Annotated in this window: 21 protein-coding genes; 10 read left to right on the forward strand and 11 right to left on the reverse strand. The window is 51.1% G+C overall.

Going from position 1 to position 25,414, the window contains the following annotated elements:
- Nucleotides 1–4: 4 nt before the first annotated feature.
- The 7 genes from ACYU8Y_RS23565 to ACYU8Y_RS23595 all read right to left on the reverse strand — a co-directional run bounded on the left by ACYU8Y_RS23565 (nucleotide 5) and on the right by ACYU8Y_RS23595 (nucleotide 6,987).
- Nucleotides 5–1,087 carry an efflux RND transporter periplasmic adaptor subunit gene (locus ACYU8Y_RS23565; RefSeq protein WP_460941207.1) on the reverse strand — a complete coding sequence of 361 codons (1,083 nt, stop codon included), beginning with the start codon at nucleotides 1,085–1,087 and terminating at the stop codon, nucleotides 5–7.
- A gap of 42 nt (nucleotides 1,088–1,129) precedes the next feature.
- On the reverse strand, nucleotides 1,130–2,380 hold the full coding sequence (locus ACYU8Y_RS23570) for a TolC family protein (protein ID WP_460940602.1): 1,251 nt from the start codon (nucleotides 2,378–2,380) through the stop codon (nucleotides 1,130–1,132).
- 99 nt (nucleotides 2,381–2,479) lie between these two features.
- Entirely contained in the window at nucleotides 2,480–3,847 is a 1,368-nt protein-coding gene (locus tag ACYU8Y_RS23575) for a sensor histidine kinase (RefSeq protein WP_460940603.1), read from the reverse strand.
- Nucleotides 3,844–4,539 (reverse strand): response regulator transcription factor, encoded by a 696-nt coding sequence (locus tag ACYU8Y_RS23580; protein ID WP_460940604.1) that lies wholly within the window; start codon nucleotides 4,537–4,539, stop codon nucleotides 3,844–3,846. Before ACYU8Y_RS23580 ends, ACYU8Y_RS23575 begins: the two co-directional genes overlap by 4 nt.
- Before the next feature lie 113 nt (nucleotides 4,540–4,652).
- On the reverse strand, nucleotides 4,653–4,832 hold the full coding sequence (locus tag ACYU8Y_RS23585) for a hypothetical protein (RefSeq protein ID WP_460940605.1): 180 nt from the start codon (nucleotides 4,830–4,832) through the stop codon (nucleotides 4,653–4,655).
- A 120-nt stretch (nucleotides 4,833–4,952) separates the two neighbouring features.
- The gene (locus ACYU8Y_RS23590) at nucleotides 4,953–5,399 is read right to left on the reverse strand and encodes a cold-shock protein (protein ID WP_460940606.1); all 447 of its coding nucleotides are present in this window, start codon (nucleotides 5,397–5,399) and stop codon (nucleotides 4,953–4,955) included.
- A gap of 415 nt (nucleotides 5,400–5,814) precedes the next feature.
- A complete protein-coding gene (locus ACYU8Y_RS23595; RefSeq protein WP_460940607.1) occupies nucleotides 5,815–6,987 on the reverse strand; it encodes a glycosyltransferase in 1,173 nt (390 codons plus the stop codon).
- Between the two features lie 271 nt (nucleotides 6,988–7,258).
- Here ACYU8Y_RS23595 and ACYU8Y_RS23600 point away from each other — a divergent pair, with 271 nt between their 5' ends.
- The 4 genes from ACYU8Y_RS23600 (at nucleotide 7,259) to ACYU8Y_RS23615 (ending at nucleotide 12,027) form a co-directional block, all read left to right on the forward strand.
- Nucleotides 7,259–8,446, forward strand: a complete 1,188-nt coding sequence (locus ACYU8Y_RS23600; protein ID WP_460940608.1) for a glycosyltransferase — start codon at nucleotides 7,259–7,261, stop codon at nucleotides 8,444–8,446.
- On the forward strand, nucleotides 8,439–9,089 hold the full coding sequence (locus ACYU8Y_RS23605; RefSeq protein ID WP_460940609.1) for a glycosyltransferase: 651 nt from the start codon (nucleotides 8,439–8,441) through the stop codon (nucleotides 9,087–9,089). The genes ACYU8Y_RS23600 and ACYU8Y_RS23605 overlap by 8 nt, the downstream gene beginning before the upstream one ends.
- A 69-nt stretch (nucleotides 9,090–9,158) precedes the next feature.
- Nucleotides 9,159–10,388: a glycosyltransferase family 4 protein gene (locus ACYU8Y_RS23610; RefSeq protein ID WP_460940610.1), complete on the forward strand. Its 1,230-nt coding sequence runs from the start codon at nucleotides 9,159–9,161 to the stop codon at nucleotides 10,386–10,388.
- A 457-nt stretch (nucleotides 10,389–10,845) separates the two neighbouring features.
- Nucleotides 10,846–12,027 carry a Shedu immune nuclease family protein gene (locus ACYU8Y_RS23615; RefSeq protein WP_460940611.1) on the forward strand — a complete coding sequence of 394 codons (1,182 nt, stop codon included), beginning with the start codon at nucleotides 10,846–10,848 and terminating at the stop codon, nucleotides 12,025–12,027.
- Between the two features lie 164 nt (nucleotides 12,028–12,191).
- Here the strand turns inward: ACYU8Y_RS23615 and ACYU8Y_RS23620 are convergent, their stop codons facing one another.
- Nucleotides 12,192–14,030 carry an ABC transporter ATP-binding protein gene (locus ACYU8Y_RS23620; protein ID WP_460940612.1) on the reverse strand — a complete coding sequence of 613 codons (1,839 nt, stop codon included), beginning with the start codon at nucleotides 14,028–14,030 and terminating at the stop codon, nucleotides 12,192–12,194.
- A 75-nt stretch (nucleotides 14,031–14,105) separates the two neighbouring features.
- Nucleotides 14,106–15,161 (reverse strand): glycosyltransferase family 4 protein, encoded by a 1,056-nt coding sequence (locus tag ACYU8Y_RS23625; RefSeq protein ID WP_460940613.1) that lies wholly within the window; start codon nucleotides 15,159–15,161, stop codon nucleotides 14,106–14,108.
- 256 nt (nucleotides 15,162–15,417) lie between these two features.
- Here ACYU8Y_RS23625 and ACYU8Y_RS23630 point away from each other — a divergent pair, with 256 nt between their 5' ends.
- From ACYU8Y_RS23630 to ACYU8Y_RS23645, 4 genes are all read left to right on the forward strand, one after another.
- The gene (locus ACYU8Y_RS23630; protein ID WP_460940614.1) at nucleotides 15,418–16,488 is read left to right on the forward strand and encodes a glycosyltransferase family 4 protein; all 1,071 of its coding nucleotides are present in this window, start codon (nucleotides 15,418–15,420) and stop codon (nucleotides 16,486–16,488) included.
- A gap of 91 nt (nucleotides 16,489–16,579) precedes the next feature.
- A complete protein-coding gene (locus tag ACYU8Y_RS23635) occupies nucleotides 16,580–17,503 on the forward strand; it encodes an SMP-30/gluconolactonase/LRE family protein (protein ID WP_460940615.1) in 924 nt (307 codons plus the stop codon).
- Between the two features lie 174 nt (nucleotides 17,504–17,677).
- Nucleotides 17,678–18,601: a YihY/virulence factor BrkB family protein gene (locus ACYU8Y_RS23640; protein ID WP_460941208.1), complete on the forward strand. Its 924-nt coding sequence runs from the start codon at nucleotides 17,678–17,680 to the stop codon at nucleotides 18,599–18,601.
- A gap of 117 nt (nucleotides 18,602–18,718) precedes the next feature.
- Nucleotides 18,719–19,444 carry a DUF72 domain-containing protein gene (locus ACYU8Y_RS23645; protein ID WP_460940616.1) on the forward strand — a complete coding sequence of 242 codons (726 nt, stop codon included), beginning with the start codon at nucleotides 18,719–18,721 and terminating at the stop codon, nucleotides 19,442–19,444.
- Between the two features lie 25 nt (nucleotides 19,445–19,469).
- On the opposite strand, the gene ACYU8Y_RS23650 is transcribed toward ACYU8Y_RS23645, so the two are convergent.
- Nucleotides 19,470–19,946 carry a low affinity iron permease family protein gene (locus tag ACYU8Y_RS23650; RefSeq protein ID WP_460940617.1) on the reverse strand — a complete coding sequence of 159 codons (477 nt, stop codon included), beginning with the start codon at nucleotides 19,944–19,946 and terminating at the stop codon, nucleotides 19,470–19,472.
- A 280-nt stretch (nucleotides 19,947–20,226) separates the two neighbouring features.
- Here ACYU8Y_RS23650 and ACYU8Y_RS23655 point away from each other — a divergent pair, with 280 nt between their 5' ends.
- Nucleotides 20,227–22,644: a PAS domain S-box protein gene (locus ACYU8Y_RS23655; RefSeq protein ID WP_460940618.1), complete on the forward strand. Its 2,418-nt coding sequence runs from the start codon at nucleotides 20,227–20,229 to the stop codon at nucleotides 22,642–22,644.
- 249 nt (nucleotides 22,645–22,893) lie between these two features.
- A complete protein-coding gene (locus tag ACYU8Y_RS23660; protein WP_460940619.1) occupies nucleotides 22,894–24,435 on the forward strand; it encodes a YifB family Mg chelatase-like AAA ATPase in 1,542 nt (513 codons plus the stop codon).
- A gap of 76 nt (nucleotides 24,436–24,511) precedes the next feature.
- On the opposite strand, the gene ACYU8Y_RS23665 is transcribed toward ACYU8Y_RS23660, so the two are convergent.
- A complete protein-coding gene (locus tag ACYU8Y_RS23665) occupies nucleotides 24,512–25,399 on the reverse strand; it encodes a sugar phosphate isomerase/epimerase family protein (RefSeq protein ID WP_460940620.1) in 888 nt (295 codons plus the stop codon).
- Between the last annotated feature and the right edge of the window lie 15 nt (nucleotides 25,400–25,414).

Here is a 25,414-nt window from a genome sequence, read left to right on the forward strand (position 1 = left end):
TGGGTTAGTCATTCAGCGCATCGTACACCAAAAGCTGATTTTTGGCGATGACCCGTTCGCCCGGTTTGATACCGGTGCGGATATACGCCACGTCGCCCAGGGATTTTAGCAGCGTTACTTCGCGGGTTTCAATGTCGGTGCGGCTGCGGAACACCATGACATAGTGCCTGGATTTGTCAAAAATGACCGATCCGGCGGGTACCGTAGCCATTTGCCCGCCGTCTTCGTAGCGAATGGTTACGGTCGCGTGCATTTCGGGACGTAATTTCAGACCCGGATTTGGGAGCCGGATGCGTACCGTCATGGCCTTGGTGCCGGGGTCGAGCACGGTATAAAGCTTGTCGACTTTTCCCCGAAACAGCTCATCGGGATACGCCAGCGTCTGCATGTCGGCCGTCATGCCGGGCTTCACCCGGCCAATATCGCTTTCGTTGACATTGGCGAGTACCCATACGTCGCTGATCTGCCCAACCGTAAACAGGCTATTGGCATTATCCGACCGGAGCTGCGTTCCCTGATTTACGTTTTTCTGGATGATGTAGCCCGCGATGGGTGCTTTGACGATGTAGGTCGATGATTTACTGACGCCATAAATTCGGTAGACTTCTTTGATCCGGTTCACTTCGGCCTGCGCTCGTTCCACTTCTTTCTGGGCGGCAATGACTTCACGCTGGGAGTTGAGTTTGCTCTCGAACAGGTCCTGCGCTACCCGAAGGTTCTTTTCGGCCAGTAATAAATCCGCTTCGGCCTGGGTGTTCTGGCGTTCGAAATCAGCAACTTCCCCCGACCGTATGGTGGCCAGTGTTTGCCCTTTCCGGACGTAATCGCCAAGTTCTACGTTTACGCTTTCGACGTTCCCACCAACCAGCGGAAATACCTCAATGACCCGGTTTTCATCGGCTATAATGCGCCCGACGAGCGTCAATTCACTGCGTAATGGCTGAATTTTGGCGGTGTCGATCTGAATTTTACGCAGCATCGTATCCGACAGCATAAACGCCGTGGCCTCCTGAGGGGCGGGTTTAGGGTTACAGGCCGGCAACAGATACGTAAGACCTGCCAGACAAAAAAGAATGAGGGAGCGCATAACTAGCGTAGCGTTCATGATCGGTAAAAACGGGAAGTGTTATTAGTTGAATAAGTCGTCGCCGAGGAGGTAGTTGAGCTCCTCATACGCGTTGACACGGTCGGCTTTCAGGCGGTTGAGCTGTCGAACGCTCTCATTGTAGGTTTCGATCAGATCGACGAACTCCAGCAAGGAGATATTCCCTTTCTGGAAGCTTGTCACGACGCCCTGGTTGAGCAACTCGAACTGGTCGGTAAAGCGTCCTTCCACCGACTGAACCATTTGCTCTACATCCCTGACTTTCTGTAGCGCTGTCGATACCTCGTTCGTTATTTGCACGGCCCGCTGTTTTTGAAGCTGGCTCTGATAAGCGACCTGGCTGCGGGCGGCCCGAATGGCACCCTGGTTTCGGTTAAATACCGGCAGATCCATACCCACCGACAGCCCTACGTAGTTGGGGATGTAGCTACCATTCTGGTCGTAGCTGCCACCCACGCGCAGGTCGGGTTTGGCCAGTGCTTTCTGCAGCGTATAATTCAATTCGGCCTGTTTACTCAACGACTGGGCCGCCAGTAAGTCGGGCCGATTGCGTAATGCCAGTTGTCGAAGCGAATCTTCAGGTTGCAACGGAATATGGTAGCGGGTCAGGGCTTCGTTGCGAACAATGGGCCGTATTGGCTGGTCCGTGGATAATAACGTCCGGATAGTTCGCTGGTCTTCGGCGACCTGAAACCGGATTTCGGTTCGGTCGTTGCTCAGTTGAAACAGCAGGGCTTTGAGCCGAAGCAGCTCCCGCAGGGATACATTGTTGCGATCATATTCGCGCTCGTAAGCCGTAACGGTCGTTTGTATGGTGGCAATCTGCCGGTCGTAGCGAGCCAGCGTTTGCTGCTGAAAGTAAATGGCGTAGAACCGACTGCGCAATTCGAACCGGAGGCTTCGTAGCAGATCAAGCAGTTCGAGTTCGGTCAGGTGAGCCGCTTCGGTGGCCAGGGCAATCCGTTTGTTGCGCTTGCCGGCGGTGTATAATAATTGCTGAATGGCTATGGTCTTCTGGCCCCCGCGCCCCACATCCAGCACTCGGTTTGTCTGATTGTTGTAGGTGCTGATCTCTACGCTGGCGGTGGGGTTGTCGCGTAGGCCAGCCTGTATAATCTGCGCCTGACCAATATCGATCTGGAATCGTTCGGCCAGTAGCAGGAGGTTATGTTTTATAAACAGGCTGTCGGCCTGTTGTCGGGTGAGTCGCAGAGAATCCTGCGCTCTGACCTGACCAGCGAGAAGAAGAAATAAAAGAAAAAGCCAGGAACGCATTACGGATGGTTGTGTTGATATCAACCACAAAATTGCTCAGACTAATCAGGACGACCGATTTTAAACGATTAGAAAAAAATTAGATTTCATTAATCGGTGCTAAGACCGGGGTAGTCGTATCGTGAACGTACTTCCTGCGCCGGGCTCGCTCTCTACGTTGATCTGGCCATTGTGTAGTTCCATAATGCGCTGGCAGACGGCTAGCCCAATGCCGAATCCGTCGAAGCGGACGGCACCCGGTGCCCGGTAAAAGGGTTCAAAAATATGGCGTTGCTCATCGATGCTCAGCCCAATACCCGCATCGGCCACGCTGAGCCAAACCTGTTGGGCCGTTGTCCCGATGCGTACGCTGGCCCGTTGGTCGGCGGCATATTTACAGGCATTGTCGAGTAGGTTCAGCACGACCCGAACCAGTAGTGATTCGTTGCCCAGCACGACCATTTCCGTTTCGGTGTCAGGAACCTGATCGTACTGAAACGACACCGCGTACTGGGGATGGGCGGTGAGCAGTTCTTCCTGAGCCGTAAAGAACACATCGTCCAGCCGGACCGAGGTCATGGTTACGGCTTCCAGGTTTTCGAGCGTACGGGCCAGCAACAGGAGGCTGTTGGACAGAGCGATCAGCCGATCTGTGTCGGAAAGCAGGTTTTGTAGAATTTCGGTATGACGCTCCACCGAAAGCGGTCGGCGAAGACCCAACTGAATTTCAGACTTGAGCGCAGCCAATGGGGTTCGAAGCTCATGCGATGCATGCGATACGAAGCTCCGCTGCTGCTCAAACGCCTGCTCGAGCCGCTGTAGGACGGCATTAAAATTAACGGCCAACTGGTCGATCTCATCCTGTCGGGAGCCTTCGTCGAGCCGTTGGCGCAGGTTACGGGCCGTAATGGTTTGTACCTGTCGGTTAATGTTACCAATGGGCTGCAGCGACTGCCCGGCAAAGAAGAAGCCAAGCCCGATCGTTAGACCGATGCCGCCCAGCAAGCCCCAGACGAGTGTCAGGTACAGGTTTTCCAGTTTGCTTTGCCCGAATCGGTCGTAGGCCGACGCCAGCACGACCAGGCGTTTTCCGTTGGCTTCGTACAGAATGCCGACCAGTTCATTTTCGCCATTGGTTGTCTCAATTTCCCGCTCCCGGCGAACGGCGTCGAGCAGATCAGGCTTGTAACGAACGGGGTAGTCGTCGACGCTGCTGTAAACCAGCTTGTTGTTGTCATCCAGAATCAAAACTTTTTCGTCGATCATGGCCGTCAGGGTATTTCGGTCGATGATCCGGAGCAGATCCTGGTCAACCTCTTTCACTTCGACCAGAAACCGGACCGTGGTTCGGGCTTTACTCTTGAGTCGTTCGTAAAACTCTTCCCGCCGGTAAGTAGCTGAAACCAGGTAGATCAGCAACGAAAACCCGATCAGAATTGACGCGACGATTAACGTAAACTGGCCCGATATGCGGTTGCGAATCGTCATGCCTCTTCTTCTTTCAGAACGTACCCATAGCCGGAGCGGGTGTGGATAAGTTTGGGTGAAAAATCGCGGTCTATTTTTTTACGCAGGTAGTTTACGTAAACCTCCACCACGTTTGTGCCGGTGTCGAACGGGATGCGCCAAACGTGTTCGGTCAGTTCGAGCCGCGATATGGCCCGGCCCGTGTGTTGCATGAGGTATTCCAGCAGCACAAATTCTTTGGTGGTCAGCTCAATCACGGTCTGATCCCGGAATACCTCCCGCGTGGTACGATTCAGGGTCAAATTGGCTACGGCAATAATGTCTTCGGAATCAGCGGGCTCCGTGCGTAAATCAGCCCGGCGCAGACAGGCGGCCACCCGAGCCAGAAGCTCCCGAAAATCAAATGGTTTCACCAGGTAGTCATCCGCCCCAACGCCCAGTCCGGTTACTTTATCTTCTATTTCACCGAGAGCTGTCAGCATCAGTACGGGCAAATAAGGGTTTTCAGCCCGTACCTCGCGGCACAAATTATACCCGTTCAGGCCCGGCAGATTTATATCCAGAATAAGTAAATCGAAGGCATGGGCGCGCGCCAGTTGTCTGCCTTCGAGCCCATCGTATGCCGTGGTGATGGTGTACCCTTCATCGGTCAGGCCACGGCTTATGTTCTGGGCAATACGTCGGTCGTCTTCTACAAGCAGGATCGTTTTCATGGGTTTCAACCTAGTGTTGTAAACAGGCTGCCAACACAAAACTGAATAAAAAAAGCCCGGCATGTGGAGCCGGGCTGCGGTATTTCAACCAAATAAGTCACTAAGTCCGTCCCTTATCGCTTCCGCTTCACGGATGTTCTGGCTGCCACTTCGGCCTGAAACTTCACCTTTAACTTCCGGTCAAGCTCTTTATCGCGGGGTACAAAGATGCTTGTTTTGCCATCCGACGATTTGAGCATCCAGTAGACGCTATCAGTAGTTGGGGGGATGGAAGTGTACGTCTGTTGGCTCATAACCTAGGGGATAATAATGGGTTCATGCGACCGTATTGGTACATGTCTATCCAGACAACCCCGTTTCTTGCCAATTAGTGTCATTGATAGACAAAGACCCCTTGGAATAAGTCAAAAAATCTACGCAACCTGTTTGGCTACCCCAACAGCACTTTGACCTTTGGGCGTCATTTCAATGGTAAATGACACTTTATCGTGTTCTTTTATAGGATCTTTCAAGCCATTGACGTGCACGAAAATACTTTCCTGCGACTGAAGATCTTTGATGAAACCGTACCCTTTCGAATCATTGAAGAAGGTAACCACCCCCTGTCTGATCAGATCCTGCGGGTCGGTCGGTTCCTGTTTAGCAACGCCGATCTGGATATCTTCCTGATCAATGCGTTTCTTTTTTCTGGGGTCAGGAGGAGTCGACGAAATGTTTCCGTTCTCATCCACATACGCCATCATGTCGTCAAGGCCCAGGCCTTTAACGGCATTGGCTTTCCGATCTTCTCGTTTTTCTTCTTTATCTTTTCTCTTTTTTTGTCTAGCCTTCTCTTTTTCTTTTTTACTAAATGTCTCCATTCTTTGGTTTTATTCGTGTGAGGTTAACCTACCTGAACAGGTAAGGTATTTTCGGAAAGAGGTGGCTAGGTAGATTGAAAATGGATATACGTGGCGACTGCAGACGCCCCACCTTATTAAGAACCAAAAAGAAGTGAAATAAGTTGATCGTCGCTGGTGAATGACGGGATATTGTCAACTACTTCTGTTTTTGAGGGAAAGAGAAGCGACGTTAACGTAGCGGGGTCCATTACTAAGTTTAAATAATAAAGCCTCCTTACAGAGTAGGGGGGCTTTATGTTACTATACCTAATTTTTGTTAAATCAAGTGATAAACATACGGTAATCTGAATAAACCTATTTCCTTTTCCTTCATTTTCTGGAAAGCCTTTATTTAACGGAACTTCTGAGGTCATGGGATTTGGTTTACAGCGGCTCAGGAGTGCATCACTTTCTGAATGCCATCGAGCATATCGTTGGCTACGGCTTCGGGCGAGTAGGGCGCGATAATCTTTTTCGAGGCCGCCTGCATAGCCGCCAAATTCAGTTCATTATTCATAAATCGAAGGAGAAGGGCCGTGAGCTGGGACTGGTTTTGAGGATCGAAGACGAAACCGTTTTCACCTTCCCGAACCAAATCAGAAGCACAGCCGCAACGGTCTGATACAATAACGGGCAGGCCGCAGGCCATCGCTTCGTTGACGACCAGTCCCCACGGTTCCGACAGGCTGGGCAAGACCAGCACATCACTCAGGGCCAACAGATCAGGAACCTGATACCAGGGGCGGCTCGGCATCAGCTTTACCTGATCCGCTACGGGCAGGGTGTCGATCTGGTGCGTTAGTGCGTCATGGTCAGGGCCTTCGCCCAACAAAATCAGGCCCCATTCGGCCGAATGGGGGGATTGGTGCAGGGCCTCAGAAAACGCGCGCAGAAGAGTGGGTAAGTTCTTGAAGGCAATAAACCGGCCCACAAATACGACGTTTTTGGGTCGTAACCCAAGCCGGGCCTGCTCCTGCGTCCGGTTGACCAACGCGCGTTCATAAGCGATCTGAAGGGTATTGTTGTCAACCGCGTTTTTACGCAGCAGAATTTTTTCCGGGCTGACGCCCAGTTGAATCAGGTAGTTGGCCGACTGCGTGCCGAAACAGAAGAAACCATCGCACTGACTGAAAATCCAGCGTTTGATGTGCTCTTTCCAGCCGCCCCGCTCATGATCGGCCGCCGTACTCTCGTTTTGCATGATTACCCGGATGCCCTTCCGCCTGGCCCATCCCAACAGAAACACCTGAGCGAGGTCATAGTAGCCCGTAAGGATGATGACATCAGGCTTGTCTGCGCGGGCGCGTGTCAAGAGTGCCTTGAATCGCTCGCGCAGAGTAACCTCTTCCACAAAGCGATCGAACAGAAGTTCGTAGTTGTACGTATAGGCTGGAGCATGCCCGTTCGCGGGGGCAATTTCTAATTTAGCCCTGGATTTCTCGTTACGGGCGATTTGTAAAACAGTAAGGCTGATGGCTGGTTGCTGATCAGTAAGGTGTTGTAAGGCTTGAAAAACACTGGATTTGTAGTGAGCCCAGAGAATATTATGAACAATCAGGATGCGCATCAGGAACAAGGGAAGCGTGGTGGCCAATCCGCACGGGTGGGCTGACTGCCAGCCTGCACACCCGTCGTCTGGTCGAACGAATAAGTGGTTCTTGACCAATAAAGGGACTAAAATTACCTTTTTTGGTCAACTATGTTTGACTATCCGGAGAAAAAAGGCACAAGCATGGTCAGGTTCTCGAAGTCGGCTGTAGGGGTTTGGTCATCCTCAGTAGCCTTTTTGTCTGCTTTCGCCTTACCTTGCACAGCGTCGTAAGAATAGGAGCAGTAGCATGACATTTTCGGTATTGGTGGGGGTAAAAAACAACCTGGTTTACACACAGCACGTCTATACCCAGACGCGTCGGCTGTATCCAACCCTTGAGATGGTCTTCGTCAGTTTCAATAGTGTCGATGGGACGCACGAATGGCTCGATTCCCTGCAGGATGACCACGTTGCGTATTATTACGAGGAACGGGAACGAACCCTGTCGGATACCTACAACAAATGCATCGAGCTGGCCACGTCGGACTATGTCATTTTTGCGCACAACGACATGGTGCTGGCACCCGGCTTCATTGAACAACTAACAGTGCTTCAAACCCAGCAGCGGGTGATTTTCTACACGACTGTGGAGCCACCCACCTTTGCGGATGATCCACGCCCCGGAAAAATTGTCCGGGATTTTGGGGCTGATATAACGACGTTTCAGCGGCAGGCTTTCTTTCAATTTGCGTTGGCTGAACAACAACGAACTAAGCAGGCAGACCATCTAGCCGTAACGACCAGCCAGGGCATTTTCCTGGTGGCGTCCCGGCAGGTGCTGCTGGAAATGGGTGGTCTGGATCCATTATTCAATCCGATGTTCTGCGAAGACGATGATCTGCTGCTGCGACTCAGCCTGAAAGGACTCGAAATGATTGTTGCGTTCAATGTGCTGTGCTATCATTTCGTCAGTAAAACCTCGCGGTTTTCGGACGAGTATGTATCCCGAACGAGGCAAATTGAGCGGCAGTCCAATCGAAATTTTATTCGTAAATGGGGATTCCGCAACCGTGCTTTTCTTCGGCAGACGTACGATATCGGTCTGGTGCTGACCAACGGCACGGTGGATGCACTACGAGAGCTGGAGCCCTGGGCGTCGACCATCTACACGGACCTCGATCCAACGTTATACAGGCAGGAGGAGCAGCCTTTTACCGCTATCGACCTGACGAAGAAGATAAAACCACTGACGGCCGCGCGTACCAACGGGATCCTGGTTTCGCTGGATACCCGGAAGGCCGATGCGGCCCAACTGGAGCAGGTCATGTTTCTGCAGGAGATTATACACCATCGAATCACCAAACCCCGATCTTTGCTGAAGCGACTGTGGTATGGCCTTTTCCCGGCGTTTAGCTGGCGAGGGTATCGCATCCAGATCATTGACCCGACTACGCGCGAAGCGCGGTTGATTCACAAAGAACTAACGTATGCTTGACCGATTGCTTGCCCGTCGTATCCGGCTGACGTACGGGATTACCGTCTGCAATGAAGCGGTGGAACTGGAACGGCTGATTCTTTTCCTGCTGCTTCACAAAGATCCGCACGACCAGATCGTGGTGTTGCAGGATAGCACCCGGCCCGACGACTGGGTTACCGACGTGCTGAGCCGATACCAGGGCAAATTAACGCACCAGTCGGCACGGCTCGACGGCGATTTCGCCACGTTCAAGAACCACTTGTTGCCGATGGCGTCGGGCGAATACCTGTTTCAGATCGACGCCGATGAACTACCCAGCGAAAACCTGCTCCGTTTATTGAAGGGCGTACTACGAAAACACCCCAAAGTAGATTGTGTGGCCGTCCCCCGCATCAATCTGGTGAAGGGACTGACGCAGGAATGGATCGATGCCTGGCAATGGCAGGTGGATGAGCAGGGGCGAGTAAACTATCCGGATTACCAACTGCGCGTAGTTAAACTGAACCAGACCATCCGTTGGAAAAATAAAGTACACGAAGAACTGGACGGCCAGCAGAATTGCCATTATCTGCCGTCGGATACGGACGATTTTTGCCTTTTGCACCGAAAAGACATTGAGCGACAGAAAAGACAAAACGAATTTTACCAAACACTCGACTGAGCGGAGTTACTCCGGCGGGATGAATCGGGAATACACCAGTAGCCAGGTATTATCCGTTAGCTTAGTTCTATGAAGAAGATAGCGTTTGTCGTGCAGCGGTACGGCGTTGAGGTTAATGGAGGTGCCGAATATCACTGTCGACTGCTGGCCGAGCGGCTGGCGAATACTTACGACGTCGACGTTCTGACCAGTTGCGCGCTGGAGTACGCCATGTGGACCAACTGGTATCCGGCCGAAACCGTCACCATCAACGGGGTGCGGGTTCACCGGTTTGCCACGGCGCACGAACGGCTGGTCGAAGAGGGCTGGGAGGTCGAGCGAAAACTCAAAAAATGGTCCCGGCCCGAAGAGTGGCAGGGGTTGAACCGACTCAATATGTGGGCGCGGGCACTGGCGGGAAAAACGATCCGGCGCTATAGTCATTTATGGGCTGTCTATCAGGGGCCTTACACCCCCGACCTGATCACTTACCTGAAGCGAAACCACCGACAATACGACGCGCTGATTTTCATTACGTACCTGTATTATCCAACCATTGCCGGTTTAAACGTAGCGCCCCGCAAGTCGATTCTTATTCCCACTGCGCACGACGAGGCTCCTATTTACTTACCCGTTTTCCGACCACTATTCAAGAAGCCGCGTGCCATTCTGTTCAATACCCCGGCCGAGCGGAGCTTTGTACACCAGTTATTCAGAAATGAATCGATCTACAATGACATCGTCGGCGTGGGTATCGAACCAGCCACTGCGCTGGCGGAAAAACCGGTGAGCGAGATACTGGGTACCGATGCCGATTATCTGCTGTACATCGGCCGGATCGACACGGCGAAGGGCTGCGACACCCTGTTTGATTTCTTTATGCGCTACAAAGCCGAGCATCCATCGCCCTTGAAGCTGGTTCTGGTTGGGCAGGCGTTCATGCCCATTCCCGAGCACCCCGATTTGCTGCCGGTTGGTTTCGTGGACGAGCCGGTGAAGGCGAGTCTACTGCAACACGCCAAAGCGCTGGTCATGCCATCGCCCTACGAAAGCCTGTCGATGGTAACGCTGGAAAGCTTTGCTGTGGGCATTCCCGTCATTGCCACCGCTGAATGCGTCGTCCTCCGCGACCACATCGTGGGCAGCCAGGCGGGCCTGCTGTACCGAAGCTACGAGGAGTTCGCAGCAGCCATCCATCAAATGCTAACGCAGGATTCATCCGAGATGGCCAGTAACGGCCGCGCTTACGTCCGTCAGTACTACACCTGGGAAACCGTCCTGGCGAAGTTTAACAAAGCGGTGGCGTATGTGGCGGGGTGAAGCAGTTGGAAGCAGAAAACCATTGGTGAGGATGACATGATGGGTAAAGAGATTGAAGAACCCTGCGAATCATTAGCATCGCAAAGAGGCAATGTTTATGACTCATTAAATCACCTCGCCTACGAACTTAGAAGTGAGCTCGCTAACCCTAAAGTGCCAGTGCTAAAAGAATATGTATTCTAACAATGAAAATACGGGTAAATCTAGCCTAGAGATCTTCACTGGCTATCAGTAATAAATGACATACACTGTGACTATAAGAACTTAAGTAAGCATTGATAGACTTAGAAATTATTTGAAATGTATTTACTAAACATAACTTATGTTAATGAGTGCTTTAAAACGTACAAGCTGATCATTAGATATCATAGTTTATGTCAATGCCCAATGTAAAAAGTCAAAATTATAAAGCATAAATACTATAAATTCTATTAATTTAGGATCTAAAACTATTCACATGGACTCATTCCCAGAATCAGAATTACCACGACGAGATTTTAAAGGAATACCAGACTTCCCTGCCAATACTACATCTGAAGAAATTGTTACTCGCTTAGTAACGATGGAGCTTAAAGGTAAACCTGGTTTGAAGCTTGTGCACAATGCTACTTTAAGAAATGGATCTAAAGTTCTTAAAATAGCTACACTTTTCGTAATTGTACATCATGATACTGGTGAATTTAAGGGATATGATTTGATCATTCATACAGTAGTTAAAAGAAAGGTTGGATTTTATGTTGACTTTGAGAAACGTTTTTCTATAAATGATACGCAAGGCGAAATAAGGGCCTTGTATGACTTTTTAGAGTTAATTTATAGGGAAATGCTTCCTGATCATCCTGGGGAAATTTATATAATTAGAAGTGAGGACGATAGTAAGGATAATAGCAGAGAAGGAATATCAGAACAAAGTGTTATAGATGCAGCACAAGCGTTAAACGAATTGTCAATTACTGGGCGAGAAACGTTTTTAAATGCCCTTCGTAGTCAACATTTAACAAAAGAAGATATTAATATTTTAACTGGGCGTAAGCAAGCACTAGATGAATTTAAAACTCAACTTCAAAAGGAAGCAACTTGGGATGAAAAAGAATGGCAGGCCTTTTTCGAACGCAATACGTGGATATTTGGGTATGGATTAGACTACAGATTTCTGTCTATACTACAACGTGAAGCTTCTGTATCTACTACGACAATTGCGGGTAAAGAATCGGTTACTGCTGACTTTTTGTTAAGTGACAAAAATTTCACAGTATTAGTTGAACTGAAAAAGCCTGAAACAAATTTATTTAACACTTCTCAAAACCGATCAGGAAGTTGGAGTTTATCTAAAGACTTAATTGAAGCTGTTTCTCAGATACTTGAACAAAAAGCAGAATGGCAGATTAAAAGTCGTAATGCTGTTAGTATGTTTAATAAATCTGGAGCAAGAATATTGCAACGGACAGTTGACCCTAAAGCAATATTAATAATTGGATGCTCATCGCAAATAAAAGGAACAGATTTAGAGAAGGAAATAAAGCTAGAAACATTTGAATTATTTAGACGTAGTCAGCGCAATATCGAGATTGTTATGTATGACGAGTTATATGAACGGGCTAAATTTATCGTATCACATGAGATAGATTCCAATACTTGACTGGAAATCGAAGAATTGACTAGTTGTTGAGATGTAATATTGGCTCTATAGTTTTCATAAGTAGGTAAGCATAAAAAATATAGGATATAGTATAAATGTCTTGTAATTTAATTGAAATAGAAGTTAGACTTGAAAGTATTTACCGTTAAGTCTAACCTCCATTCCTACTGCAAAACCTCCTGTATATTATTTAATCGCTTGTAAATACTGTCGGTGCGGTTGATGAGATCGTAGTGGTTGCCGCGCTCCACGATCTCCCCGCCCTCCATGATCAGAATCTCGTCGGCTTCTTTGATCGTGCTCAGGCGGTGGGCGATCACCAGCGTTGTGCGGCCTTCCATTAGGTTGTTCAAGGCTTCCTGAACGGATTTCTCGGATTCGACATCAAGGGCCGAGGTCGCTTCGTCCAGAATCAGGATAGACGGTTTTTTGAATACCGCTCGCGCAATACTTAACCGCTGCCGCTGTCCGCCACTTAGGCGTATGCCCCGATCGCCGATGTTGGTGTTGTATCCGTCTTCGGTGTCCATGATGAACGCGTGGGCATTAGCCACTTTGGCCGCAGCAATGACGTCTTCCAAGCGGGCGTCCGGCTGGCCGAGAGCGATGTTGTTAAATATCGTGTCATTAAACAGGATGATTTCCTGCGTCACGAAGCTCATCTGCTTGCGTAACGACTCCATGGTGTAGTCGCTCACATCGATGCCATCGATGGTAACGCTGCCCTGCGTTGGTTCGTAGAAACGGGGAATCAGGTCAGCAATAGTCGATTTGCCCACGCCCGACGGGCCAACCAGCGCGATTTTTCGCCCTTTCTCCATCCGGAAACTGACATTTTTCAGGACGGGTTTATCCCCGTACCGGAAGCTGACGTTTTCGAAGACGACATCCCGCTGGAAGCGTTCCATCGGTATGGCGTTTGGCTTGTCTTTGATCTCGATGGGTTTGTCCAGTAGCTCCAGGATACGCTCACCGGCGGCCTGTCCCTGCTGAATGTTCGTGATGGCCACCACCATCGCCTTGGCGGGCCGGATCACCTGAGAAAATATGGCAATGAACGCAATGAACGAACTGGCCTGCAGGTTGCTATCGCTGTTTAGCACCAGGCTGCCGCCGTACACCAGAATACAGGCCACGACAAAAACGCCCGATGCTTCGGAGAAGGCAGGGGCCAGTTCCCGACGTTTGAAGCCTTCCAGGCTGGCCTTGCGGTAAAAATCGTTTTCGAGGCTGAACCGCTGAAGAACGAACGGCGTCGCATTAAAGGAGCGAATGATCCGCATCCCCATCAGCGTTTCGTCCATGAGCGTCAGCATTCGGCCCATCGATGACTGAACGTCCTGGGCTTCCTTCTTGAGTCGCTTGGTGACGGCTGCAATGCCCACGGCCGAGATCGGGATGATTACCAGCGTAAATAACATCAGCTTGGCCGAAATAAGGAAGAGCGCCACGAAATAGCCAATGAGCATGTACGGTTCTTTGAAGACCACCTCGATCGAACTGCCGGCTACGCTCTCGATGACGTACACGTCGCCGTTGAGCCGGGAAAGCAGGTCTCCTTTGTGTTCCTTGGTGAAATAGCCCAGGTGCAGGTTGTTGATCTTGGCGAACAGGGCCTCCCGCAATCGTTTGACCAGCAACGTCCGGGCGGCCAGCAGGCACTGCTGCGCCAGAAACCGGAAGATGTTGGTCATGATCACCGCTACCACAATCATGCCCGCCAGAAAATACAGCGCGTAGATCGGGTTCGTCGTTTTGAACTGGTAGATCAGGTGGTAAAAAATATCCTTGAAGTAATTCCCGGTCAGATGAAATTCCGGCATCGACGCGTACTTGGCCGCGTCGGCAGTGTTGGTCGGATTGAACAGGAAATTAAGCAATGGGATGATCAACGCAAACTGGAAGACGTTGAAAAACACACTGATAATGGTGAAGAAAAAGAACGGAACAATAAATTTTCCATAAGGCTTGGCATACGCCATCAGCCGTCTATAAACCTTCATTCGGTAGTTTTAACGTGTATACGGCCAGCCATCCGCTATGGGAAAGCTGACCCTAGTTGGATCAGAACGGGTAATTTACCCGAGCAAAGATCGGTAAACGTCCAGATATTTCCGGGCCGAATCTTCCCAGTTGAACGTAGCGCTGTAGGCTTTCATTGCTTCCCGGATGTTGTTGCCCGCTTTCTGGTAATGCTGCATTCCGGACTGAAAGTCGTCGTGCATGTTGTCGAAATCCTGAAAATAAAAGGCGAAATCCTTACCGATCTCCGTCATGGCCGTGTGTTTCGACAGGAATACGGGCTTGCCAACCGACATCGCTTCGGTGATGGGCAAGCCAAATCCTTCGGCCAGCGACGGCATAACCAGCGCCTGGCAGTTGTGGTAATACCACGATTTTTCGCCTTCCGTCACTTCATTGACCAGGTGCGTTCGGTCGTAAACGTTCAGCGCCGTTGCCTGCTGCCGGATAAAATCCGCGTACGCCTTATCTTCGTGTCGGCCCGCCAGCACGAGTTCCATGCTCGGATTACTTTGGAGCAGCGGTAAAATCTGATGCTGGTTCTTTTTGCGGGTAACGGCACCAATGTTGAACAGAAACGGAACGGCGGGCCGGTAGGATTTTTCTTCCAGCGCGGGCTTAGGCAACCCGTTCGTTCCATTATAAATCACGTGTACGGCCCGATTTCCGACTTCGCAGTGGGTCAGCACGTCGTTGCGGGTAAATTCCGAAATACAAACGATAGCGTCGCTGCGGTTGATGTTTTCCTGTAAATGGCGAAGGCAGCGGGCTTTCTTCCGATCAGACTTATCTTCGTACAGGAAGTTAAGGTCGTGAATCGTGAGCAGGACTTTTATTTTCTTATTCTGCCGGGGCAGGTAATTGGTATTCTGATATGTAGAATGCCATAAGTGATACTGACTAACCGACGGCATTAAAAACTTCTGCAACGAGTGCTGCGGCAGGGTAGCTACGGAGGGGCCAAACGCCGATTGCATGTGGCTCGGCATGAATACCGATAGCTTCTCCTGACTCATATTTTGCTGGAGAGCCCTCCCCAGATTGAGACAAAAGTAGTACAGGCCTGTGTTGGTGTACTTCATTCGCTCGCAATCAAAAACGGTTCGATGCATAAAGAAATCGCTTTATAACGTTGGTTAACTGAACAGAAGAGTTTAGAACGAGCGTCATCGCGAAAAATAAGTGCATACCTGTATAAGTTACAGGCATGACAGTTCGTCTATAGGTGATGAGTATCAAACCTTGTGAAAGGGTTGGAAACTGTTTGAGCAGTATTTCCTGTCCTATAAAACAGGCCTGAACCTGATAATGTTGTATAAGCTAGCAAAATCTGCGGGTAATTGCCCCATAAACCTGCTCTTTTAATCCATGTCTCAAATCATATTGGATTGCGACCTGATGAAGTATTCACATTCTGGGTTGTACCATTATTGTCAGCAACTTGGCGACCATGTCAATCAGTTGCTTAAAGCAGAAAATCGGCCATTCATGCAGATGTATTTACCGCCCCGTCGAAAACTACAGATCGATCCTGAGCCGTATCATCTGGTGGAAGCGCGCTGGCATAAGCTGTTTCGACCGTTTCTGAGAGACTGTCGGGTGTGGCATGCGCCGTTTCAGTCCGGGCGTATTTTTCCCAAAAAGAAGGACTACCCGAACCTGAAAGTTGTGCTGACCATCCACGATCTGAACGTACTGCACGAAGGCAAACCGGAGGCTGTTCAGCAACAAAGCCTGGCTCATACGCAGTCGCTGATCGATCAGAGCGATGCGATCGTCTGCATTTCCGAATTTACCCGGAGCAACGTTCTGGACCATTGTCATGTCGGCAATACACCCATACACGTCATCTACAACGGCCTCAATACATTGCCGGAACAAGCCGGAGAACCCATCGGATACAGGCCCGCCCGCGAGTTTTTGCTGGGCATCGGCTACCAGAATAAGAAAAAAAATTTCCACGTTCTGCTGCCTTTATTGCAGTCGAACCCGGATCTGGAACTGCTGCTGGTTGGCCATCATGACGACCCGGCCTACGTGGATCAGATGCGGCAGTTGGCCCGAAGCATGGGTGTTGGCGAGCGCCTGCACTGGCTGGGTACCGTTTCGGAAACCGATAAAATCTGGTACCTGAAGCATTGCAAAGCCTTCCTGCACCCCTCGCTGGCCGAAGGCTTTGGGCTGCCCGTTATCGAGGCAATGCAGTTTGGCAAGCCGGTATTTCTGTCAATGGCAACGTCGCTGCCCGAGGTGGGGGGCGATTCGGCTTTTTACTTTCCGAGCTTTGCCGCTGACGTGGTGCAGGCGGTGTATAGGGAGGGGATGGAAACATACGAGCGCACACCCAGAGCCGAAGCCATTCGCCGAAATGCCGCCCGGTTCACCTGGGAAGAAAGTGCCCGGCAGTATATAGCCGTTTATCAGTCGTTGATGCGTTGACCCGTGAGTATGGTATCCGGGAAGCGTTCTTTTATAACTGAAGCCAGCTCGTTGGCTTGATGAATCTAAAAAAGAACTATCCAGTTTATTTATGAACAAGTATAAAAGGGTGGGCCTGATGATGGCGATTTCGCTGGCTGTATCCCGGACTCTGTTTGGCCAGTCGACCACCATGCCACGCACTGATTCGGAAACAATCATTGCGCCCAACGCGACGCTTCAAAAAATATCGAGCCAGTTCAAGTTTACCGAAGGGCCAGCCGTCGATAAAAACGGCGCTGTTTATTTTACGGATCAGCCCAACGACAAAATCTGGAAGTACGATACCGATGGTAAACTATCGCTTTTTCTGGATAAGGCCGGCCGCTCCAACGGCATGTATTTCGACAAAAAAGGTAATCTGATCACGTGCGCCGACGAGAAAGATGAATTGTGGGCCATCAGTCCCAACAAAAAAATCACGGTTCTGCTAACCAACTTTCAGGGGCACCGGCTCAATGGTCCCAATGACTTGTGGATTGACCCCAAAGGCGGAATTTATTTTACAGACCCGTATTACCAGCGGGACTACTGGGAGCGCAAGAAACCAGACATCGACGGAGAGAAGGTCTATTACTTGCCCCAGGGTAAAAAAGAAGCCATCCTCGTCGACGGCGATCTGAAACAGCCGAATGGTATCATTGGTACCCCTGACGGAAAATACCTGTATGTGGCCGACATCCGCGATAACAAGACGTATCGGTATGATATACAGGCTGATGGCAGCCTGAAAAATCGCCTGCTTTACGTTAGCCAGGGCTCTGACGGCATGACACTCGACAACCGGGGAAATCTTTACCTGACGGGCAAGGGCGTTACCGTGTATGGACCTGATCGCGTGAAGCTTCAGACGATCCCGGTTCCGTCGGGCTGGGTAGGTAATATTTGTTTTGGTGGCAAAGATCGGGATATGCTTTTCATCACGGCATCTGAGTCGGTGTATACACTGCAGACGCAGGTGAAAGGCACCAAATAGAGGAGATACAGTCATTGCCTTCATTGAACGGCCCCGGCACTAGTCGGGGCCGTTTTAGGTATACTACTAGGCAGAATGCTGGCCATTGCATTGCACAAACGGACGTTGCCAGAACCCTATGGCCCAACATGGGGTTACGTGAGAGTCGCCAGATTAAGTACGTGTTTGAAAAAAGTGATCCCGGTTTTTCTGCTGCTCAGGCAGGCGTTTACCAGCCTGCAGGCCAACGACCCTGTTCGCATGGCCGGAGCAACGGCCTTCTTTTCCTTTTTCGCACTGCCGCCCATCATTATTATTCTCAGCAGCGTACTGAGCGAGCTTTTCAACGATCGTTACCAGCGCGTGAGCGGCCAGCTGTTCGATGAACTGGCGGATCTGTTCGGGCCTAAAAGTGCCAATCAGTTGGAAGATATTTCGCATCGTCTTCAACTTCCCAAACCAAGCCTGCTGTTAACGGTACTTAGTTTTGCGTTATTGTTTATGGCCTCTACGACCTTGTTTGCCATCCTGAAAAATTCGCTCAACCAACTCTGGAGCGTTAAGCCCAAAGCCGGACGGGGCGTCTTGAATGTTCTGACGGACAAGCTCATCGCCCTGGCCATTATTTTGGGTTCCGGGCTGCTGTTCAGTGCATTTCTAGCGGTGGAGCAACGTGTGACTCAACTTGGCGGAGCGATGGCCCTGTCGTCACTGGCTTATTACAAAGGACTGGTCAGTATGGCTCATCTGGTGGCGTCGGTGCTGATCCGTACGGTTTGGTTTGCTCTTTTATTCAAGTTTCTGCCGGATGTCAAAATTGCCTGGCGGGCCGTTTGGCTGGGTGCTTTTTTTACAAGCTGCCTTTTTAAATTAGGGGAGGGCGTGTTGAATTACCTGCTCATCGATAGTCAGGTGGGCTCGCTCTACGGCACCGCGGGGGCTATTATTCTCCTGTTGTTATTCGTTTTTTATGCGTCGCTGATGTTTTACTACGGAGCCGCCTTCACCCGTCGGTTCAGCGAATGGACACATCTGTCCGCGGAGCCCAGCAGCCATGCTGTTGCCTACACCATTACCGAGATCGACCCCACGGAGTCAACGAACGAAGGAACCGGTTGACAGCGGAGGCCGGAACGGGTGTAAGTAGCTGGATTTTTTCGGCCTTATCCAACAGGATTCAGCGGGATTGGTTACTGGAGAAGATTCCGGTTTTATCCTATCCGAAACGTAACTACTATGGGGATTCACATTGGCACATCGGGTTGGAGCTATGATCACTGGCAGGGCGTTCTGTACCCGTATCCGACGCCGGTTCAGCAACGGCTGGCGTATTACGTACAAAAATTTCAGACGGTTGAACTCAACAGTAGCTTTTACCGCTGGCCTAAACAGAGCACCTTCGCCGGTTGGGAGCAACGCTTGCCCGATGGGTTTCTGCTGACCGTGAAAGCGCCCAGGGGACTGACCCACGCCAAAAAACTCCTTGAGCCCGAGATTTGGATGGAGCGTATAAAAACCTGCTGGCATGAGCTACTGCATAAACGGGCGGTTCTGCTTGTTCAACTGGCTCCGCAGCAGGCCTGCGATTACCAGCGTCTGGCGTATTTTCTGGAGCAGGTGCCCCGCTGGATGCGCGTCGCCGTTGAATTCAGGCATCCAAGTTGGCACAACGACGCTATTTTTGCCCTGCTTGAGCAACACCAGGCTGCCTACTGCATCATGAGTGGTGCGCAGTTGCCCTGCATACTGCGCGTTACGGCTCCTTTCGTTTACGTTCGGCTACATGGCCCGGATACCAACCACCTGTATGGCGGCTCGTACTCCGACGCCGATCTGCACTGGTGGGCCGCACGAATTCGAGAATGGGCAGACATGGGAAAGGACATATTCGTTTACTTTAACAACGACGGGGCCGGCAACGCTGTGCGAAATGCCCAAACGTTACAGTACCTGGTGGCTTAAGCAATTGGTCACCCCCTTGTCGGTGTTATACCGTATGCCCAAATCCTGATTCTTCTTCCAGTTTTTCGGAGGCATCCTTGATGGCTTCTTCCACCGAATGCGACTTTCGGAGATCGGAGGCTTTCTGGGTAATCTCGGCAAGAGTCTGGTAGTGCTGCTGCAACACACACAGTTCTTCTTCGGTTAGGTCTTCTACCGACACCAGTCGGTTGCTGGCTCCTTTGGTAGCCGCAATCAGCTCATTGAGCTTCAACTGGACCGACATCGATTCTTTGTTCTGCGCTTTTTGAATCAGGAAAACCATCAGGAAGGTGACGATGGTTGTTCCCGTATTAATAACCAGTTGCCAGTTTTCGGAGTAGCCAAAAACAGGACCCGTTACAGCCCAGAGAATAACCGTGCCGAGGGCCAACAGAAAAGCTGCTGAGCTGCCTGTGGCTTTCGTGACAGCCGATGAAAACCGTTCGAAGATACTTTTGGTGGAGGGGTGCTGCGTTTGCATGTTCGGTTAAGACGAGGCTAACATCGATCGTCCCACCTATTAACTAGAATAAAGGTACGTTTCGCTTTGTTTAATGAACTTTTAATTGGCAGATTGTCGAGTTACGATTTATCTACACCGAGAAAGAGTTGCGATCAGATAAGGCGTAACACCGGTTGCCGGTGACATAGGCCGGATACCGGCAACCGTAGGATAACCGATCAATCGTTTAATCTATAGGGAAGTAAACTACTGCATCTCTTTTTCCTGTATTTTGGATTGCCATTACCTACTTGAACGGATGACGGGCAATAAGAAAAGTACTGACGAGGAGGTACGCGCCCTCCAGGAAGAACTCCAGCGAGTTAAGCAACAAACGGCTTCTGCGCTGGAAGCTGTTGGTATTGGTTTATGGGCCATGTATCCCGATCAGCACCGGATCGACTGGGATGAGCAGTGCCAGAAAATCTACCGGTGGCCAGCCGCAACGGTTTCACTGGATGACTTATTCCGGCAGATTCATCCTCAGGATCTCGCCCATTTGCAGGCCCTGGTAACGAATCCACCCAGTCGAAAAACGCAGAAGCCAACAACCGTCGATTATCGCTTTACCAGCCCCGTAGACGGGGTTTTGCGCTGGATACGCATCACGGGCCGGGTAGCTGCGCAGCCATCGGGCATGGGCGACTGTTTCTCGGGTACCGCCCAGGATATCACCGACGAAAAACGGAAAGAGGCAACGCTGAAAACAGTAGAACAGCGGTTCCAGTCGGCTTTCATGAATGCCTCTGTTGGTGTTGTCATTCTGGATACACATAGCAACATTCAGCTTATCAATAAAGCATTTGCTGATCTGGTCGGTTATACGCAGGATGAGCTGCTCGACCAGCATTTTGGTACCATTAGCCATCCCGACGATGTGGCGGAAAACGTGGCTCTGGTTCAGCAACTTATACGGGGAGAGTCGAACTCGTATATTTTCAATAAGCGCTATCGGCATAAAAACGGCACCATCGTGTGGGCGCAGGTTAGCTCGGCCCTGATTCGGGACCAGGAGGGAAAACCAGACAGCTTTATCAGCATCGTACAGGATATTACGGCCGAACTACAGGCGCAGACAGAGCAGAAGACGCTGATGGCTTTGCTGAAAGCCAGCGAAGAACGTCTGCGAGACGCCATCGAACTATCCGAACTGGGTACCTACGAAATAAACCCTGACGATGGCACCATCCTGCTCTCCGGGCGGGCCAAAGGTTGGCTGGGTTTTAAACCAGACGAGATGCCCTCTCTGGATCAGGTTCTCGACACGATTCGGGATCGGAATAAAGTCGAAACAGCCCTCCGGGAGGCCGTAGCCAATGGACTGGATACGGCCGTCGATATTGAGTTCTGGGCCGTCAATCGGCAAACGGGTCAGGAGCGACTGTATCATGCGCAGGGGCGAGCCGTGCGAAATGGCCTGAACAGGGCGTCGCCTTTAGTCCGGGGCATTGCCAAAGACATAACGGCCCAGCGGCAATATGCCCAGGACCTGGAACGGCAGGTTCAGGGCCGTACGCAGGCTCTGGAGCGAGCCAATTTACTGGGCAGAAACCAGGCCGATCAACTTCGGTTTGTGACCGACAGTTCGTTAACCGCGATTGCCCTGTACACCATCATCCGCCATGAAACGACGGGTGAGGTCGTCGATCTGCGATACGAACTAATCAACCAGATGGCGCAGCGCATGACGGGACGCCAGGCAGCCGATTTGCTGGGCCACACCATGCTGGAGGTGTTTCCGGGTATGAGAGAGAACAGTATCTGGGAGCGGTACATCGAACTGGCCCAAACGGGTGCTCCCCTGCGCTATTACAACCATTATACACAGGACGGGTACGATATCTGGTATCAGGTGCAGGGGGTCCGCCAGGGCGAACTGCTGGTCTTGTCTTTTCTCGACATTACCGAACTGAAGCAGACCCAGCTCAAACTCGAAGCGCTCAACAAAGACTTGCTGGAAGCCAATAACAACCTTGAACAGTTTGCGTTCGTAGCCTCGCACGATTTGCAGGAACCATTACGGAAAATTCAGTCGTTCGGTACGCTTTTGCTGGAGCAGTATGCCGAACGACTGGGCGATGGAACGGATCTGATTCAGCGGATGCAGGTGGCCGCCGAACGCATGTCTATTTTGATCAAAGATCTGCTCACGCTGTCACGTATTACAACGCAGCCCCCTTCTGCCGTCGATATTCCGTTGTCGCGGGTGATCCATCGGGTTATTGATGATCTGGACTTTGTAATCGAAGAAGCCGACGCAACTATTCATATCGACTCGCTGCCCGCCGTAAAAGGAGATGAATCACAGTTGCGGCAGCTTTTTCAAAACTTATTGTCCAACGCCATTAAGTTTCGCCGACCAGATGTGGCCTTACAGGTGCAAATCAGCGCCCGGCTCGTAGCAAAGGCTGACCTGCCAGCTATTGTCAAACCAACCCGGGAGGCCGCACAGTACCACCAGATTGATATCGAAGACAACGGTATTGGCTTCGATGAAATGTATCTGGATCGTATTTTTCAGGTATTTCAACGCCTGCACACCAGAAGCCAGTATGTTGGCACCGGCATTGGACTGGCCATTGTTCACAAGGTAGCGGCCAATCATGGTGGTGCCATAACGGCCACCAGCCAACTCGGCCAGGGGTCTACGTTCTCGGTGTATTTGCCGGTGAGTTAATACAAGACAGGTGGTAGTTTGGCAATTGCTGTGATGTCGCGGTGATGGCAGTTTCTTAAAACTGACAAGCGAGGTTTCTCAAAACCTCATAGATTAACCAACCGTACGAGGTTTTGAGAAACCGCCACCACTGGAGGAGCATGACATCACATAACAAGTTGATCACGAAAGATACCTCCCCGTTTTTTTATTATCCCGTAGAAATGTAGTTTTGAAACCCATCGACTACAACCGTTTACTTATTTCTTTATGTTAGCCAAAACGTTCGGCGCTGCCGTGTATGGCGTAAATGCCAGTTTGATCACCATTGAAGTCGTTGTGGCACAGGGCCTGCATTTTCACCTGGTAGGTTTGCCCGATAGTGCGGTCAAAGAAAGTGAACAGCGGGTGGAGGCCTCGCTGAAATTTTTTGGCTACCGAATGCCCCGTCAGAAAGTAGTCGTCAATCTGGCTCCCGCCGATATCCGGAAAGAAGGGTCGGCCTACGATCTGCCCATTGGGCTTTGCGTCTTGCAGGCTTCCGAACAAATTACTACGACCCGTAGTCTGGAAGACTACGTTATCATGGGCGAACTGGCGCTTGATGGTACATTAAGGCCCATCAAAGGGGTGTTGCCCATTGCCATCGAAGCCCGAAAACGAGGCTACAAAGGCTTTGTGTTGCCCATCGAAAATGCCCAGGAGGCTTCTATCGTCAACCAGTTGGATGTCATTGGCGTAGCGACTATTCAGGATGCCATCGAGTTTTTCGAAGGAAAGAAAGAGATTGCGCCTTTAGAAACCGACACGCGCGATTTGTTTATGACCCAGATCAATGCGTATGATGCTGATTTCTCGCATGTACAAGGGCAGGAAAATATAAAGCGGGCTATGGAGATAGCGGCTGCTGGGGGGCACAATGTTATTATGATCGGCCCGCCGGGCGCGGGTAAAACCATGCTGGCCAAGCGGTTGCCCAGTATCCTGCCTCCGCTCACGTTGCAGGAAGCACTGGAGACAACAAAAATTCATTCGGTGGCGGGGAAACTCGGGACCAAAGCTACCCTGCTTGCCACCCGCCCCTACCGGTCACCGCACCATACGATCTCCGATGCTGCTCTGGTGGGTGGGGGCAGCTTTCCGCAGCCGGGAGAAATCTCGCTGGCTCACAATGGGGTGTTGTTTCTGGACGAACTGCCCGAGTTCAAACGGTCGGCGCTGGAGGTAATGCGTCAACCACTCGAAGACCGGAAAGTGAGTATTTCGCGGGCAAAATGGGCAGTCGAATTCCCCGCCAGTTTTATGCTTATTGCCAGCATGAACCCCTGTCCCTGCGGCTATTATAACCACCCCGAAAAAGAATGCGTGTGCGGACCGGGTGTCGTGCAGCGCTACCTGGCCAAAATAAGCGGCCCCCTGCTCGACCGAATTGATTTGCACGTTGAGGTAACGCCCGTTTCCTTCGACCAGATGACGGCCAATCGCCCCGCCGAAACCAGCGAAGCCATTCGCGAACGCGTGATCCGGGCCCGTGCGATTCAAACGACCCGCTTCGCCAGCCAGCCGGGCATTTACTCCAACGCCATGATGCCCTCGCAACTGGTGAAGGAAATCTGTGTGATCAATGACCCCGGCCGGGCGTTGCTCAAAACGGCTATGGAACGCCTGGGCTTATCGGCCCGCGCCTACGATCGCATTCTGAAAGTATCCCGCACCATTGCCGATTTATCAGCCAGTGACGAGATTCGTATCGAGCACCTGGCCGAAGCCATTCAGTACCGGAGTCTGGATCGGGAGAACTGGGCTGGCTAGACAGGCCAAATCAGGTCCTGTCAGCACTGGAATGTATAGGGGGCTTGGATTACCGACCGGGAAAGCCTGAACCGGCTTAGCGGGCGTATTTAGCCTGCATCATTTTAATGAATTTCAGGCCATTTTCGGCAATATCCCAGGGGTCGTTGTACTCCCGCCATACGTTGATCGAATTGGCAAAATCAATATCGTTTCGGGTGAAGGCTTCGATGGTCATCCAGCCTTTGTAGTTTAGCTCGGCCAGCGTTCGGAAGGTATCATCCCAGGGAATGTGCCCATCGCCGGGGGTGCCGCGGTCGTTTTCGCTGATATGCACATGGGCTAATACAGGCGCAATTGTCCGAATGGCGTCTGGAAAACGTTTTTCCTCCATATTAGCGTGATGCGTGTCGAACATGGCCCGAACATTGGGGTGATCGGCCCGACGAATTAAATCCCGTAACTGGCTCATGGTGTTGCACAGATAGCATTCGAATCGATTCAGCGCTTCGGGGGCCAGAATAATAGCGGCCTGCCGGGCATACTCACCAGCGGCATGGAGCACATCGGCGCTGTAGGCATACTCGCTGGGTTGTGGCTCACGTCGGCTGAAGGTAGCAAAGGCCGAGTGCATAGGGCCGCAAATAACCGTAGCGCCCATGGCGTGCGCCCGGTCAATGGCTTCTTTCAGGAAGCGCACGGCCTGCTCCCGGATTTTTGCCGATTCGCTGACCGGGTTTTGATCGGGTCCAACCACCATAACGCACGTCCGCTGTAGGCCCAGTTGCGTCAGGTGGTCACCAAACCGGCGGTAAGCGGCAACGTCCTGATCGTCGATAAAGCATTCGATCCCGTCATACCCAATGGTCTTCAGGCGTTCAGTTATTGGATTCAGCTTCTCTGACATAACGGCCGACCAGGCCAAGACATTAAAGCCAATGGGAGACGTTGCCGTCGGTTTGGTAGCTGTAGCTGCTTCGGACATGGAAGGATAAGGTTA

The sequence above is a fragment of the Spirosoma humi genome (genome assembly GCF_054776575.1).

Coding starts and splice junctions, on each gene's coding strand:
- ACYU8Y_RS23600 (WP_460940608.1), top strand. CDS start 7,259: ATGACATTTTCGGTATTGGTGGGGGTAAAAAACAACCTGGTTTACACA.
- ACYU8Y_RS23615 (WP_460940611.1), top strand. CDS start 10,846: ATGGACTCATTCCCAGAATCAGAATTACCACGACGAGATTTTAAAGGA.
- ACYU8Y_RS23575 (WP_460940603.1), bottom strand. CDS start 3,847: ATGACGATTCGCAACCGCATATCGGGCCAGTTTACGTTAATCGTCGCG.
- ACYU8Y_RS23580 (WP_460940604.1), bottom strand. CDS start 4,539: ATGAAAACGATCCTGCTTGTAGAAGACGACCGACGTATTGCCCAGAAC.
- ACYU8Y_RS23630 (WP_460940614.1), top strand. CDS start 15,418: ATGTCTCAAATCATATTGGATTGCGACCTGATGAAGTATTCACATTCT.
- ACYU8Y_RS23625 (WP_460940613.1), bottom strand. CDS start 15,161: ATGCATCGAACCGTTTTTGATTGCGAGCGAATGAAGTACACCAACACA.
- ACYU8Y_RS23620 (WP_460940612.1), bottom strand. CDS start 14,030: ATGAAGGTTTATAGACGGCTGATGGCGTATGCCAAGCCTTATGGAAAA.
- ACYU8Y_RS23660 (WP_460940619.1), top strand. CDS start 22,894: ATGTTAGCCAAAACGTTCGGCGCTGCCGTGTATGGCGTAAATGCCAGT.
- ACYU8Y_RS23635 (WP_460940615.1), top strand. CDS start 16,580: ATGAACAAGTATAAAAGGGTGGGCCTGATGATGGCGATTTCGCTGGCT.
- ACYU8Y_RS23665 (WP_460940620.1), bottom strand. CDS start 25,399: ATGTCCGAAGCAGCTACAGCTACCAAACCGACGGCAACGTCTCCCATT.
- ACYU8Y_RS23595 (WP_460940607.1), bottom strand. CDS start 6,987: ATGCGCATCCTGATTGTTCATAATATTCTCTGGGCTCACTACAAATCC.
- ACYU8Y_RS23650 (WP_460940617.1), bottom strand. CDS start 19,946: ATGCAAACGCAGCACCCCTCCACCAAAAGTATCTTCGAACGGTTTTCA.
- ACYU8Y_RS23655 (WP_460940618.1), top strand. CDS start 20,227: ATGACGGGCAATAAGAAAAGTACTGACGAGGAGGTACGCGCCCTCCAG.
- ACYU8Y_RS23590 (WP_460940606.1), bottom strand. CDS start 5,399: ATGGAGACATTTAGTAAAAAAGAAAAAGAGAAGGCTAGACAAAAAAAG.
- ACYU8Y_RS23565 (WP_460941207.1), bottom strand. CDS start 1,087: ATGCGCTCCCTCATTCTTTTTTGTCTGGCAGGTCTTACGTATCTGTTG.
- ACYU8Y_RS23570 (WP_460940602.1), bottom strand. CDS start 2,380: ATGCGTTCCTGGCTTTTTCTTTTATTTCTTCTTCTCGCTGGTCAGGTC.
- ACYU8Y_RS23610 (WP_460940610.1), top strand. CDS start 9,159: ATGAAGAAGATAGCGTTTGTCGTGCAGCGGTACGGCGTTGAGGTTAAT.
- ACYU8Y_RS23605 (WP_460940609.1), top strand. CDS start 8,439: ATGCTTGACCGATTGCTTGCCCGTCGTATCCGGCTGACGTACGGGATT.
- ACYU8Y_RS23585 (WP_460940605.1), bottom strand. CDS start 4,832: ATGAGCCAACAGACGTACACTTCCATCCCCCCAACTACTGATAGCGTC.
- ACYU8Y_RS23645 (WP_460940616.1), top strand. CDS start 18,719: ATGGGGATTCACATTGGCACATCGGGTTGGAGCTATGATCACTGGCAG.